11 protein-coding genes are annotated in these 13,430 nt (G+C 70.6%); 9 read left to right on the forward strand and 2 right to left on the reverse strand.

Features of this window, described 5'->3' with window-relative positions; translation table 11 throughout:
* The first annotated feature begins 2 nt into the window (after positions 1-2).
* The 8 genes from E0L17_RS00070 (at position 3) to ffh (ending at position 9,252) form a co-directional block, all read left to right on the forward strand.
* Positions 3-596: a YceD family protein gene (locus tag E0L17_RS00070; protein WP_167929269.1), complete on the forward strand. Its 594-nt coding sequence runs from the start codon at positions 3-5 to the stop codon at positions 594-596.
* Positions 597-719: 123 nt separating this feature from the next.
* Complete coding sequence (rpmF, locus tag E0L17_RS00075; protein ID WP_075280041.1) at positions 720-899, forward strand: 50S ribosomal protein L32; 180 nt, start codon at positions 720-722, stop codon at positions 897-899.
* 460 nt (positions 900-1,359) lie between these two features.
* Positions 1,360-2,349 (forward strand): phosphate acyltransferase PlsX, encoded by a 990-nt coding sequence (gene plsX, locus E0L17_RS00080; protein ID WP_167929270.1) that lies wholly within the window; start codon positions 1,360-1,362, stop codon positions 2,347-2,349.
* A gap of 68 nt (positions 2,350-2,417) precedes the next feature.
* The gene (locus E0L17_RS00085) at positions 2,418-2,657 is read left to right on the forward strand and encodes an acyl carrier protein (protein ID WP_075280043.1); all 240 of its coding nucleotides are present in this window, start codon (positions 2,418-2,420) and stop codon (positions 2,655-2,657) included.
* Between the two features lie 12 nt (positions 2,658-2,669).
* Positions 2,670-3,398: a ribonuclease III gene (gene rnc / locus E0L17_RS00090; protein ID WP_167929271.1), complete on the forward strand. Its 729-nt coding sequence runs from the start codon at positions 2,670-2,672 to the stop codon at positions 3,396-3,398.
* A gap of 16 nt (positions 3,399-3,414) precedes the next feature.
* The gene (smc, locus tag E0L17_RS00095; RefSeq protein WP_167929272.1) at positions 3,415-6,954 is read left to right on the forward strand and encodes a chromosome segregation protein SMC; all 3,540 of its coding nucleotides are present in this window, start codon (positions 3,415-3,417) and stop codon (positions 6,952-6,954) included.
* Positions 6,955-7,854 (forward strand): signal recognition particle-docking protein FtsY, encoded by a 900-nt coding sequence (gene ftsY, locus E0L17_RS00100; protein ID WP_167929273.1) that lies wholly within the window; start codon positions 6,955-6,957, stop codon positions 7,852-7,854. It begins immediately after the preceding gene.
* Positions 7,855-7,863: 9 nt separating this feature from the next.
* A complete protein-coding gene (gene ffh, locus E0L17_RS00105) occupies positions 7,864-9,252 on the forward strand; it encodes a signal recognition particle protein (protein ID WP_167929446.1) in 1,389 nt (462 codons plus the stop codon).
* A gap of 225 nt (positions 9,253-9,477) precedes the next feature.
* Here the strand turns inward: ffh and E0L17_RS00110 are convergent, their stop codons facing one another.
* Entirely contained in the window at positions 9,478-10,995 is a 1,518-nt protein-coding gene (locus tag E0L17_RS00110; protein ID WP_167929274.1) for a L,D-transpeptidase family protein, read from the reverse strand.
* Between the two features lie 135 nt (positions 10,996-11,130).
* On the opposite strand from E0L17_RS00110, the gene E0L17_RS00115 reads away from it, so the two are divergent.
* Positions 11,131-11,946 (forward strand): TrmH family RNA methyltransferase, encoded by an 816-nt coding sequence (locus E0L17_RS00115; RefSeq protein ID WP_167929275.1) that lies wholly within the window; start codon positions 11,131-11,133, stop codon positions 11,944-11,946.
* A 414-nt stretch (positions 11,947-12,360) separates the two neighbouring features.
* Here the strand turns inward: E0L17_RS00115 and E0L17_RS00120 are convergent, their stop codons facing one another.
* Positions 12,361-13,341 (reverse strand): hypothetical protein, encoded by a 981-nt coding sequence (locus tag E0L17_RS00120; RefSeq protein ID WP_167929276.1) that lies wholly within the window; start codon positions 13,339-13,341, stop codon positions 12,361-12,363.
* Positions 13,342-13,430 lie beyond the last annotated feature (89 nt).

Genomic DNA, 13,430 nt, shown 5'->3' on the forward strand with positions numbered 1-13,430 from the left:
CCATGGACCCCATCATCCTGCCCATCGACGAGCGCCTCGCGGCCGCGGGCGACACCTGGTCGCTCGCGGGGCACCTCGACGAGCCCGGCTACGTCGTCGGCGACCACGAGTTCTCGCTTCCCTCCGGCATCGACTACGACGTCGTGCTCACCAACTCCGGCGAGGGCATCCTCGCCACGGGCATCCTGCGCGCCCACGTTGTGGGCACCTGCGACCGCTGCCTCGAGGACGCCGAGTTCGACGTCGACGCCGAGGTGGACGGCTACTACCTCTTCGAGGAGCCCGAGCAGCTCTCCGATGACGAGGACGAGGCCGACTTCGAGCTCGTCTCGGCCGACCGCACGATCGACCTCTCGGGCGCGCTCGTCTCCGCGCTCGTGATGGAGACGCCCTTCGTGGTGCTCTGCCGCGAGGACTGCGCCGGGCTCTGCCCCGTGTGCGGCGCCAACCTCAACGAGGAGGACTGCGGCCACGCCGCGCAGCTCGAGGCCCGGCGCGAGGCGGACCGGATCGCGTCGTCGCCCTTCGCGGCGCTCGCCGGCCTCGACCTCGGCGGGGAGGGCCCCTCGGACGCGGCCGCGCCCGACGCGGAGTGAAGAATTGCTGATGAGGTGTTCTTTGTCTCGCCCAGTCGTGCTATAGTGTCTCTTCGCATGACTGGCGACACGCCATCTCCGTGCGTGCGGAGGGGCAGAGGTTTGTGAACAGGAGAGTCTGACATGGCAGTACCCAAGCAAAAGAAGGGCCGCGGCGCCACCCACACCCGTCGTTCGGCCAACAGCAAGCTCGAGGCCTCGGCCCGTTCCGTGTGCCCCCAGTGCGGCGCCCCCAAGCTCCCGCACCACGTGTGCCCCAACTGCGGTCACTACAAGGACCGCGAGGTCATCGTCACCGAGTAGGCACGCCAGGCCGACTCATCGGAGCCTTCGGGGCCGTCCCGCTCGGGGACGGCCCCTTTTCGTTGCCTAAATGGGGACAGGCCCCTTTTAGGCAAGTTTCGCCGTGCGCCCCGCCCTTCGCCGAGCATGCCCCGGAGCACGGAAACGACCGGTTCGGGGCCAGGTCCGTGCACCAGGGCATGCTCGGCGGGTCCCGGGGCCTCACGGGGGACGGGCCGTTGCTGCCCTGAGCATGCCTCGGCGCACGCTTCCGGCGAGCATGCCCCCGTGCACGGTTTGTGTCCCCGAATCGGCTCATTCCGTGCGCCGGGGCATGCTCGGCGATTCCGTGCGAGGGGGCATGCTCGGCGAAGGGCGAGAAGGACGTGCCGCCCGCGTGGCGAGAAGAACGCGCGCCTGCTACTTGCGGCATAATGAAGGGGTATGTGACGGGGCGCGACCGCCCCACTAAGGAGGAAGCATGACCACCATCTGCGTCGACGTCATGGGGGCGGACAAGGAGCCGCCCGTCCTTCTCGAGGGCGTCGAGGCCGCGCTCGCCGCGGACCCCGAGCTCGAGGTGCTCGTCGCCGGGGCGGCCGACGTCGTGGAGCCCTTCGCGGCCTCGCACAGCCGCGCCCGCGCGCTCGTCACCACCGAGGTCATCGCCATGTCCGAGCATCCCGCCAACGCCGTGCGCGTGAAGAAGGACGCGAGCATCGTGCGCGCCGCCGCCGCGGTGCGCGCGGGCGAGGCCGACGGCCTCTTCTCGGCCGGCTCCACCGGCGCCGTGCTCACGGCCGCGACCTTCGGCGTGGGCCGCATCAAGGGCATCAAGCGCCCCGCGCTCTCGCTGCCGTTCCCGGGCGTCTCGGGCAAGGCGACCGTGTTTCTCGACATGGGCGCCAACGCGGACGTGAAGCCCGACGTGCTCGTGCAGTTCGCCCACATGGGGCGCGCCTACAGCCGCGCGATCATCGGGGTCGACGAGCCGCGCGTGGGCCTGCTCTGCAACGGCTCCGAGGACACCAAGGGCTCCGAGATGGCGCTCGCGTACCACGCCGCGCTCGAGGCCGGAGACTGCGGCTTCGCGGGCAACGCCGAGGGCACCGACCTGCTCGCCGGGACCTTCGACGTCATCGTGGCGGACGGCTTCACCGGCAACGTGGCCCTCAAGTCCATCGAGGGCACGGGCAAGTTCGTCATCAAGCGCCTGAAGGCGGCGATGGGCGAGTCGCTCGGCAACAAGATCGGAATGGCGCTTCTCGCCAAGTCGCTCAAGTCGCTCGCCGCCGAGATGTCCGGCGACGAGTACGGCGGCGCCATCCTGCTGGGGCTGCGCGCCCCGGTGGTGAAGGGCCACGGCGCCACGAGCGCCCGCGCCGTCTGCCAGGGCACGCTCGCCGCGGCCGCGGCCGTGCGCGCCGGGCTCACCGACAAGATCGCCGCCGCCTGCGAGATCGCGGGCTAGGGCCGGGGCGCGCCGACGCGCCCGGGACGGGTAGAATCACGGGGGATACCCCTTCGGAAGGAGACACCATGGATCATGAGGCCACGCTCGCAAAGGTCATCGAGGTCGTCGACGACACGCTGCAGCTCGGCGAGGGCGTGCAGCTCACCGAGGACACCAACCTCAAGGAGCTCGGCGCCGACTCGTTCGACCTGCTCGAGCTCGTGACCGCGCTCGAGGACGAGTTCGGCATGACGTTCCAGGACGACGCCGTCGGCAGCATCGTGACGGTCGGCCAGGTCGTCGCCGCCATCGAGGCCGCCAAGTAGGGGGCCCGTTCATTGAAGATGCACCAGCGGGTGGTCGCGGCCGAGGAGGTCTGCGGCCACCACTTCGAGAACCAGGACCTCATCGTGGCCGCGCTCACGCACCCGTCGGCCGCCGAGGGCAAGTCGCACGCGGCGTCCTACGAGCGCCTCGAGTTCCTCGGGGACTCCGTCCTGGGGGCCATCGTCGCCACGGACCTCTACGGCCGCTTCCCGGACATGGACGAGGGCGAGCTCACGCAGGCCAAGATCAGCCTCGTCTCGGGCAGGATGCTCTCGAGCGTAGCCGAGAAGATCGGCGTGGCCCCGCTCATCCTCATGGGGGAGTCCGAGAGGGGCACCGGCGCCCGCGGCATGCACTCCGCCCTCGAGAACGTCTACGAGGCCATCGTCGGCGCGCTCTACCTGGACGCCGGCTACGGGACCACGCACGAGTTCGTCATGCGGACGCTCGGGCCCGAGGTGTCCCCCGCGCTCGCCAAAAAGCCCATCAGCCCCAAGTCGCGCCTGCAGGAGGTCGCGCAGCGCGACATGCACTGCGGGCCCGAGTACAAGCTCGTCTCCGAGGACGGCCCCGCGCACGACCCCACGTTCACCTCCGTGGCCATGGTGGGGGGCAGGAGGATCGGGCGCGGGTCCGGGCCCTCCAAGAAGTCCTCGGAGAGCGCCGCCGCGATCGACGCCCTCGTCCGGCTCGGCTATGCCGAGCAGGACGACTTCGAGGGCGCCGGCATCACCAACTAGCACGAAGGCAGGCCCCGTGTACCTCAAGTCGCTCACGCTCAAGGGTTTCAAGTCCTTCGCGGACAAGACGCAGATGGTCTTCGACCCCGGCCTCACCGTGGTCGTGGGCCCCAACGGCTCGGGCAAGTCCAACGTCTCCGACTCGATCCTCTGGGTCCTCGGCGAGCAGAGCGCCAAGCAGCTGCGCGGCCAGGCCATGGAGGACGTCATCTTCTCCGGCTCCTCGGCGCGCGGCGCCGTGGGCGTGGCCGAGGTGACGCTCGTGCTGGACAACTCCGACCACACGCTGCCGATCGACTTCTCCGAGGTGGGCATCACGCGACGGATGTACCGCTCCGGCGAGTCCGAGTACCTCATCAACGGCGCCCCCTCGCGCCTCATGGACGTCCAGGACATCCTGCACGACTCGGGCCTCGGCAAGGACACCCACTCGATCATCTCCCAGGGCAAGCTCGACTCCATCCTCTCGAGCCGCCCCGAGGAGCGCCGCGCCCTCATCGAGGAGGCGGCCGACATCTCCAAGCACCGCCGCCGCAAGGAGCGGAGCCTCCGCAAGCTCGCCTCGATGGACGAGAACCTCTCGCGCGCCAAGCTCCTCTCGCGCGAGATATCCCGCCAGCTCAAGCCCCTCGAGCGCCAGGTCGACAAGGCGAAGCGGGCGCACGACCTCGAGGACGAGCTCAAGGGGCTCAGGGTGCAGCTGGCGGTCGACGACCTGCGCACGCTCCAGGAGGGCTACAACCGGCTCTCCGCTCGCGGGCGCGAGGCCGACGCGGCCATCGAGCTCGCCCAGTACCGCTTCGACGAGAAGAGCGCGGAGCTCGAGAAGCTCCAGTCGCTGCTCGAGCAGAAGGGCCTCTTCGTGGGGGACCTCGGCGAGCAGCGCCGGCGCATGCAGGACCTCCTCGGCCGCATGGACTCCGACATGCGGCTGCTCGAGGAGAAGGGCAAGAACATGGTCTCGCGCCTCTCCGACATGCGGATGCAGCTCTCCGCGATGGAGAAGCAGCGCGCCGACGCCGCCTCCGAGCACGAGCGCCTCGCGGCGGAGCTGTCCGACACCGCGGTTCGCGAGGAGGACCTCAAGCGGCGCGCCGCCGAGCTCGCCTCGGCCTCGCACGGGGCCGTGGAGCGCCGTCGCGCGCTCGACGCGGAGATCGGCCGCATCACCGCCGCCGAGCGCGCGGCCCGCTCCGAGGCCGACCGCGAGACGCTCGCCTATGCGAAGCTCGAGGAGCAGATCTCGAGCGCCGAGGTCGAGGATCAGATGTTCGTCTCGCGCATCGACCAGCTCGACGAGACCGCCCGGACCGCCGAGGAGGCGCTCGAGGAGCGCGTTTCGGCGGCGGAGCGCCTCGAGGGGGAGCTCACTGCCGCCCGCGACCGGGCCGACGCGCTCGCGCGCGAGATCGCGGCGCACGACGCCGCGCTTTCCTCCGCGCGCCGCGAGGAGTCGGCCGCCCGCGCCGAGCTCTCCTCGGCCGAGGCCACGCTCGACGCGCTGCGTGCCGTCGACGCGGACGTGGAGTCCGCGAGCCCGCTCGTGGCCGCCCTCGCCGAACGCGCCGGGGAGCGCGTGGAGTGCCGCCTCGCCGACCTCATCGACGCCGAGCCGTCCGTGGAGGAGCTCGTCGAGCGGCTGCTCGGCGACGACCTCGCGGCCCTCGTGGTCCCCGAGGGGGCGGACGCCGCGGCCCTCGCCGAGTCCGCCCTCGGCCTCGCGGACGCCGGCGGCCGCGCGACCATCCTCGCCCGCGCCGCCGCCCGCCCGCCGCAGGGCGACGCCGGGGCGGCGGGGGAGTCCCTCATCGCGCGCCTGCGCGTGCCCGACGGCGCGCGCCAGCTGCTCGAGGCCCTTCTCGGCGACGTCCGCATCGTCAGCGACGCGGCCGAGGCGGTATCCGCCCACGCGAAGGACCCCTCCCGCACCTACGTCACCGCCGACGGCGTGACCGTCCTGCCCGACGGGCGCGTCCACGTGGGCGACGCCCCCTCGAGCGAGGCGGGCGCGCTCGAGCGCAAGCGGCGCATCCGCGAGCTCGACGAGGGCATGGCCGCGCTGCGCGAGGCGCTCGACGCCGCCGGCGGCGCGGTCGAGCGCGCCGAGCGCGAGCTCGCCGCGGCGCGCGAGGCGTCCGCGTCCGCGAAGGGCGAGGTCGCCCGGCTCTCCGCCGAGCTCTCCTCGGCCACCTCCGAGCGCGGCCGCCTGGAGGCCCAGCTCGCGAGCGCCCGCTCCGAGCTCGCCCAGGTGGAGAAGCGCCGCGCGGCGTCGCGCGAGCGCGCCCGCGAGGCGCGCGGGAAGATCGACGGGCATCGTGCCGCGGCGCGCGAGGCCCGCGAGCGCGCGGACGAGCTGGCCGCCGAGCTCTCGGAGCGCTCCGACGCGCACGAGGAGGCCATCCGCGAGCAGGGCAGGGCGAGCCGCGAGCTCTCCGACGCGCGCCTGGAGCTCGCCATGGCGTCCGAGCGCCGGGGCAACCTCGCCACGCGCGAGCGCGAGCTCTCGAAGCGCGTCGCGGAGCTCGACGAGCGGATCGAGGCGACCGAGCGCGGGTCGCGCTCGCTCGAGGTGGTCCGCCTGCGCGTGGACCCGCTCCACGACCGCTACGACGCCATCCGCTCGCGGGCCCTCGAGTGGGCCGCGCGGCTCAGGGACCGCGCGTCGCTCGCCGAGGCCGACTCCGACTCCCTCAAGCGCACGATCGGCGACGCCAAGGCCGCCGTGAGCGCCGCCTCGGAGGAGCTCGAGCGCGCCCGCTCGGCGGCGAACGAGGTCAAGGTCGACCTCGGCAGGCTCGAGGTCCAGGTGGAGACCGCCATCAACGCCATCACGGCGACGGGCGCCGTCCTCGACGACGCGCTCGCCATCCCCGCGCCGGAGGACCGCGACGCCGCGGAGCGCCGCGTCGCCGAGATCGGCCGCCAGCTCGAGTCCATCGGTCCCGTGAACGAGGTCGCCATGGACGAGTACCTGCGGCTCAAGCAGCGCCATGACTACATCTCCGAACAGGTGGAGGACCTCGAGAGCGCCCGCGCGTCGCTCAAGAAGATCACGGCCGCGATCGAGCGCAAGATGCGCAACCGCTTCCTCGTGGTCTTCGACAAGGTCAACGAGAACTTCTCCGAGATCTTCTCGCTGCTCTTTCCGGGCGGGCAGGCGCACATCGAGATGACCGACCCCGAGAACCCCTCCGAGACGGGCATCGAGATCGTGGCGCAGCCCCGCGGCAAGCGCCTCTCCAAGATGATGCTCATGAGCGGCGGCGAGAAGTCGCTCACGGCGCTCGCGCTGCTCTTCGCGGTCTACAAGGTCCGCACGGTCCCGTTCTACGTCTTCGACGAGGTCGAGGCGGCGCTCGACGACTCCAACCTCTCCAAGCTGCTCGGCGCCATCGAGCGGCTCAAGGAGAGCACGCAGCTCATCGTGATCTCCCACCAGCGGCGCACGATGGAGCAGGCGGACGTCCTCTACGGCGTGTCGATGCAGGCCGACGGCGTGAGCCGCGTGGTCTCGCAGCGGCTCGACCGCGCGACAGGAAAGGTGGTAGATGCATAGATGGGCTTTCTCGACAGCCTGAAGAAGGGCCTCCAGCGCTCGCGCGAGGCCATCAACGAGATCTTCTACATGGGCGGCGAGGTCGACGAGGACTTCTGGGAGGAGCTCGAGGACACGCTCGTCATGGGCGACATGGGCGCCGAGGTGGCCATGCGCGTGACCGACGACCTGCGCGAGCAGGCGGCCCGCGAGAACCTCTCCCGCGCCGAGCAGCTGCGCGACGCCCTCGCGCGCCGCCTGGCGGCCGAGTTCCCCGAGGCCGGGCGCGACCCGTTCTCCGACCTCCCGAGCACGGTGCTCTTCGTGGGCATCAACGGCGCCGGCAAGACGACCACGGTGGGCAAGCTCGCCGGGCGCGCCCGCGAGGCGGGCGTCCCCTGCCTGATCGGCGGGGCGGACACGTTCCGCGCCGCCGCGATCGAGCAGCTCGAGGTCTGGGGCCAGCGCGCGGGCGTCGACGTCATCACCCGCGAGCGCGGGGCGGACCCCGCGAGCGTCTGCTACGACGTGGTGGACGAGGCCGAGCGCCGCGGGGCGCAGCTCACGCTCATCGACACCGCCGGGCGCCTCCACACCTCGGCCGACCTCATGCGCGAGCTCGCGAAGGTCGTGAACGTCACCAGGAAGCGCTCCGCCGCCCCCGTGACGGTGGTGCTCGTCATCGACGCCACGACGGGCCAGAACGGCCTCAACCAGGCGCGCGAGTTCAACGACGCCCTCGAGCTCGACGGCCTCATCGTCACCAAGCTCGACGGGACCGCCAAGGGCGGCATCGCGCTCGCCATCTCCAGCCAGCTCGGCCTGCCTATCTACCGGATCGGCGTGGGCGAGTCCATCGACGACCTCCAGTCCTTTGACGCGCTCGACTTCTGCCGCGCGCTCGTGGGTGAAGGGATGTAAGCCATGGCAGTGTTCAGCTCTCTCTCGGACCGTCTCCAGGACACCTTCGACTCCCTGCGCGGCAAGGGCCGCCTCACGGAGGACGACATCAACGTCGCCATGCGCGAGATCCGCATGGCGCTGCTCGAGGCCGACGTCAACTACCGCGTGGTCAAGGGCTTCGTCGGGCGCTGCAAGGAGAAGTGCCTCGGCGCGGACGTCCTCGACTCGCTCTCGCCCGCGCAGAACGTCGTGCGCATCGTCCTCGACGAGCTCACCGTCCTTCTCGGCTCAACGGACTCCAAGCTCACGCTGGCCCAGAACCGCACGCCCAACGTGATCATGCTCGTGGGCCTGCAGGGCTCGGGCAAGACCACCGCCGCGGCAAAGCTCGCCTACCTGCTCAAGTCCCAGGGCCACAGCCCGCTTCTCGCCGCGTGCGACACGCACCGACCGGCCGCCGCCGACCAGCTCGCCACCCTCGGCGGCGAGATCGGCGTCTCGGTCTTCCGCGGCGACGGCAGGGACGCCGTGGCCGTGGCCGAGGGCGCCATCCGCGAGGCCGTCGACCACCTGAACGACATCGTGATCGTGGACACGGCCGGCCGCCTCCAGATCGACGAGGAGATGATGCAGGAGGCCGTGGCCATCAAGCAGGCCGTGCGCCCCGACCAAATCCTCATGGTCGTGGACGCCATGACGGGCCAGGACATCGTGAACGTGGTCACCGAGTTCGCCAACCGCGTGGACTTCGACGGCGTCATCATGTCCAAGCTCGACGGCGACGCCCGCGGCGGCGGCGCACTCTCCGTGCGCGAGGTCACCGGAAAGCCGATCAAGTTCGTCTCCATGGGGGAGAAGCCCGACTCGCTCGAGGTCTTCCATCCCGACCGCATGGCAAAGCGAATCCTCGGCATGGGCGACGTGGTCGGCATCATCGAGCAGGCCCAGAAGGTCGCTGACGAGCAGCAGATCGAGGACGCCGAGCGCATGCTCCGCGAGGGCTTCACGATGGACGACCTCCTCGCGCAGATGCAGCAGATCCGCAAGATGGGCGGCCTCCAGAAGATCATGGGCATGATCCCGGGCATGGAGCGGGCCCTCGCCCAGGCCCCCCAGGCCGTGGACGACTCCCAGATGACGCGCATCGAGGCCATCATCCGCTCGATGACCCGCGAGGAGCGCCTGCGCCCCAAGATCATCAACGGCCAGCGCCGCCGCCGCATCGCCACCGGCTCGGGCCGCACCGTGCAGGAGGTCAACCAGCTCATCAAGCAGTGGGACGAGATGAACAAGATGGTCGGCCGCATGAAGGGCATGATGCAGCAGGGCGGCGGTCGCAAGGGCGCCAAGAAGGGGCGTCGCGCCATGCAGCAGATGATGCGCAACATGGGCGGCGGCAACGGGCTTCCGTTCTAGGGCGCATTCCGGACCTGACAAAGGTGACAGGGTCAACTGTCATGATTTTCATGACAGTTGACCCTGTCACCTTTGTCAGGTCCGGGACGGCGGGAGCCCGGCGACATTTTTCGGCCTCAGAATGACGCGTGCGCCCCGCAGAAAGCATCTGCGGGGCGCACGCGACGGTTCTTCTCGGCTGACGGCCCTGCCGCCCGGAGGGGCTCCGGCCAGGGCCCCCGGTGATCAGTAGTGGACCACCACGACGTCGCCGACTTTGGTGAGGTCGTAGAGCTCGGCCGCCTTGCCGAGGGGCAGGTTCACGCAGCCGTGGCTGCCGTTGCCCTGGTAGATGGTCCCGCCGAAGTTGCTGCGCCAGTCGGCGTCGTGGAGCGCCACGAGGTTGCCCACGAAGGGGATCCAGTAGTTGACGTGGCTCTCGTAGTCGGGCTCGCCGTCCTCGTCGTAGTCAAGCCCCTTGAGCGTCTGGTCGAGCGCCTTGTAGGAGTTGATGGGGTTGACGCCCGTGGGCGTGTCGTAGCCCTGGGTGGGGTCGCCCGTGACGCAGGCGGACTCAAAGATGAGCGAGCCGTCATCGCCGTACATGCGCACGTACTGCTCGGAGATGTCGATGTCGATGTAGCGGTTGCCCCAGTCGCGCCCTCCCTGGTCGGGGGCGAAGCCCGTGCTCTGCTTGAGGGGAATCTCGATGGCCTGGGGCGAGCCGCCCTTGATCGCGGAGATGAGGGCCGTCGTGGTCTCCGCCTCGTTGGTGACGATGCCCCACGACCCGCCGGAGACGCTCACCTGCTTGCCGTCGGGGCGGGTGTAGGTGCGGGTCTTGCCCACGGTGTCGAGCGCGCCGACGTTCTCGTGCACCCACTCGCCGATGGCCTCCTCGTTGAGCGAGACCGAGAGGTCCTCGCCGATCGCCACCCAGCTGGAGACGAGGTCGGGGCTCACGTCGAGCACGAGCTGGCCGCTGATGAGCAGGGTCGTTCCCGCGGAGGCGAGGTAGGTGTTCGCGGCGTCCGCGGCGGCCTGGAGCGCGCTCGCGTCGGAGAGGCACTCGTCGCCGATCTCGACGGTGGGGGAGAGCTCGGAGACGGCCTGCTTCACGCGCTCGCACACGGCCGTCGCGTCGAGCAGGCTCGCTGCGGCGTGCTCGTCGACGACGTAGGCGCCCGCCTCGGCGCTGTAGGAGACCCCAAGCCCGGTGGTCTCCTCGGCGGCGCGGACCCGCTCCTCGACGGCAGGCGTCACGATCTGCGCGAGCTTGTCGGCATCGAAGACGGGGTCGGCCTCGAGCGTGAGGTCGCGCGTGCCGGCGACCTCGAGGGGCCAGGCCCAGGGGTTCACCTGCTCGAGCGCGGCCTGCGCGTACGCGGTCCCGTCGTAGGAGAGGCCGATCTCGGGGGCGGAGACGGTGAGGTCGAGCCCCTGCCCCGTGATGTGGAGGGCATATCCGTCGAGCGACGCGGTCTTCTCGGCCGCGACCTCCTCGACGGAGCGCAGGGAGACGTCGGCCCCGTCGAGCGTGGTTCCCGGCATGAAGTTCGACTGAAAGTAGACGCCCCCCGCCACGTAGGCGCCGGCGAGAAGGACGACGATGACGGCGGGTATGGCCCACAGGAGCCGGCGGCGCGGGCGCTGGGGCGTCGGGCCGTCGGAGACGGGGCTAACGAAGGCGCTCTCGGGGCCGGGGATAAAGCTCGCGCCGGGGGCGGCCCCCTCGGCAGGGCGCGAGTCGGTCTGCTTCTTCATATGGCTAGGCATGCGATGATCCACCCTAGGTAGCTCGTGTGCGGTTCCTGGCGGCCGGCGGCCGTCTCGGCTATCGTACCCTACAGGCGCGACAGATTCCGCTCAGATCGCGTCCCGTCATCAAAAGGGGGAGGAATGGCACACACCGTTCGGCTCGAGGGGCTCGAGGACCCGAGGCTCGACGTCTTCGCCCGGCTCACCGACCATCAGCTCCGCGCGGGGGTCGAGGCGGGGCGCGGGCTCCTCGTCGCAGAGTCGCCGCTCGTCGTCGAGGTGGCGCTGGAAGAGGGGGTGGAGCCGGTCTCGTTCCTCGTCGACGAGCGGCATCTCTCGACCTGCTCGGCACTGCTCGAGCGCGCGGGGGACGTGCCGGCCTTCGTGCTGCCCGGCGAGCAGATGGAGCGGCTCTGCGGGTACCGCGTGACGCGCGGCTTCCTCTGCGCGATGCGCCGCCCGCGCCCACTTTCGGTTGAGGCCGCCCTCGAGGGGGCCCGCAGGGTCGTCGTGCTCGAGGACCTCGTGGACGTGACCAACGTGGGAGCGCTCTTCCGCTCCGCCGCCGCGCTCGGGGCGGACGCCGCGATCCTCTCGCCGCGCTGCGCCGACCCCTACGTGCGCCGGGCCGTCCGCGTCTCGATGGGGTGCGTCTTCAAGCTTCCGTGGGCGCGCGCCGACGAGGCCTCCTGGCCCGAGGCCACGCTCGAGGGGCTGCGCGGGCGGGGCTTCTCGGTTCTGGCGCTCGCGCTGGAGGAGGGCGCGCTGCCCCTCGACGACCCGGCGCTTCTCGCGGGCGACCGGCGCGCCCTGCTCTTCGGCAGCGAGGGCTACGGGCTCTCACGCCGGGCGCTTGCCGCCTGCGACCGATCGGTCATCATCCCCATGTCGCACGGCGTCGACTCACTGAACGTGGCCGCGAGCTCGGCCGTCGCCTTCTGGCAGCTCTTCAGGTAGGGCCGCGATCGAGGGGCGTTTTTCTCGCTAGCGCGACGTTCTTCTCGGTCGCGGCGCTCTGCCGCACGCCGCGCGTCTCGCCGCTGCGTTGTCCCTTGCGGCGCGCCGTCCTTTCTGGCGCGCTGGCGCCCTCGTTCCGCTGCCTCTTCGCTCTGCCTTAAGTCATGGGCACTCAGCTCCGCATCTGAGTACTGGATGGTGCTCACTTCCGGAACTGCGTACGTCGTGGTACTCATTTCCGCATTTGCGTACCACCCGAAGCCCCCATGGCCTCCAAACCTGGAATTGCGTCTCATCGACGTCGAGAGTCGGCACTCAGTTCCGCATCTGTGTACGGCGTGATACGCATCTCCGGAACTGCGTATCATTTCATGCTCAATTCTGGATTTGCGTACCGTGACCCAAGAGCCGTGACTACGTCGCCGCTTCGCGCGGGAGCTCGCGCGACCCCTCCATGAGGAGGTGGTCGGACCGCCCGGTCCAGGTGAGGCCGTCGATTCGCTCGAGGTCATGCCAGAGGCGCTCGCGCCGCGCCCGCCTCGCCTCCAGCGCCCCCGGCCTGAGCCGCAGCTCCTCGAGCCCGAGGTCGCGGCGGATGTGCGAGACGAGCCAGTCGAGGTAGTCGGGGTCGTCGTAGTGCTCCTTCTCGATCTCGTACGGCTTGACGCCGCAGGCGAGCAGCTCGTTGCGACGATTGGTGTCGCGCCCGGCCTGAATCTCGTCGCGATGATAGCCTCCCTGGTAGTCTAGGGCGCAGCCGCGAAACGGGATGGAGCCCTCCGGCGCGTCCGCTGGAGCGAGCAGCATGATGTCGGGCTTTCTGATGCGCTCGCGCGACGCGGCGAGCGTCGCATCGGCGCGCTCGACGAGGACCGGGTCGTTGAGCGCCACGACCTCGAGGCCGTACCCGCCGAGGCGCGGGGAGAACTCGAGGCGGTGGACCGTCTTGCTCTCGCGCAGCGACCCGGAGCGCTCCCGCGCGCGTCCGACGGCGCGCCGAAGCTTCGATGCCCCGCGGGGCGTGCTCGCGCGGTCGAGGTAGTCCAGGATTCGCCTCGTGTTCGTGAGCGGGTCCGATCGCTTGACGAGTCCCTTGCTTGCGCGCGGCTGAATCCCGTAGTGCCCGCAGAGCTCGTCCACGAGGAGAAGGAGCTCGAGGTCAGTGGCATACTCCGCCATCTGGAGCAGGACGAGCTCCGGCGACGCGCAGTGCACCTCGGGGGAGAGCGAGAAGAACGAGCCGGGCGGTTGGAGCGCCTGCGTCTGGTGCGCGACGAGCAGCTCGGAGCGATGTCGCGCCGTCGTTCCGGAGACGATGACGTGATAGGGCGGCCGGAGCGCCGAGAGCGCCTCGACGCGCCCCAGGGCCTCATCGCATCTTCGCAGTTCGGGCATGCGCTCTGGCGGTCGAGCAGACCCTTCTTGCCGGCCTCGCTCTAGGAGTCGTGGTGCGTTCCAGCAGCGGAGAACCTCGAGTGCAGTGG

This window comes from Olsenella sp. SW781, from assembly GCF_012027725.1.
GTDB lineage: Bacteria > Actinomycetota > Coriobacteriia > Coriobacteriales > Atopobiaceae > Thermophilibacter.

Excerpts from the sequence above, each read along its gene's own strand:
- E0L17_RS00085 (WP_075280043.1), top strand. The coding sequence starts at position 2,418 with ATGGATCATGAGGCCACGCTCGCAAAGGTCATCGAGGTCGTCGACGAC.
- E0L17_RS00120 (WP_167929276.1), bottom strand. The coding sequence starts at position 13,341 with ATGCCCGAACTGCGAAGATGCGATGAGGCCCTGGGGCGCGTCGAGGCG.
- rpmF (WP_075280041.1), top strand. The coding sequence starts at position 720 with ATGGCAGTACCCAAGCAAAAGAAGGGCCGCGGCGCCACCCACACCCGT.
- ftsY (WP_167929273.1), top strand. The coding sequence starts at position 6,955 with ATGGGCTTTCTCGACAGCCTGAAGAAGGGCCTCCAGCGCTCGCGCGAG.
- E0L17_RS00115 (WP_167929275.1), top strand. The coding sequence starts at position 11,131 with ATGGCACACACCGTTCGGCTCGAGGGGCTCGAGGACCCGAGGCTCGAC.
- E0L17_RS00110 (WP_167929274.1), bottom strand. The coding sequence starts at position 10,995 with ATGAAGAAGCAGACCGACTCGCGCCCTGCCGAGGGGGCCGCCCCCGGC.
- plsX (WP_167929270.1), top strand. The coding sequence starts at position 1,360 with ATGACCACCATCTGCGTCGACGTCATGGGGGCGGACAAGGAGCCGCCC.
- E0L17_RS00070 (WP_167929269.1), top strand. The coding sequence starts at position 3 with ATGGACCCCATCATCCTGCCCATCGACGAGCGCCTCGCGGCCGCGGGC.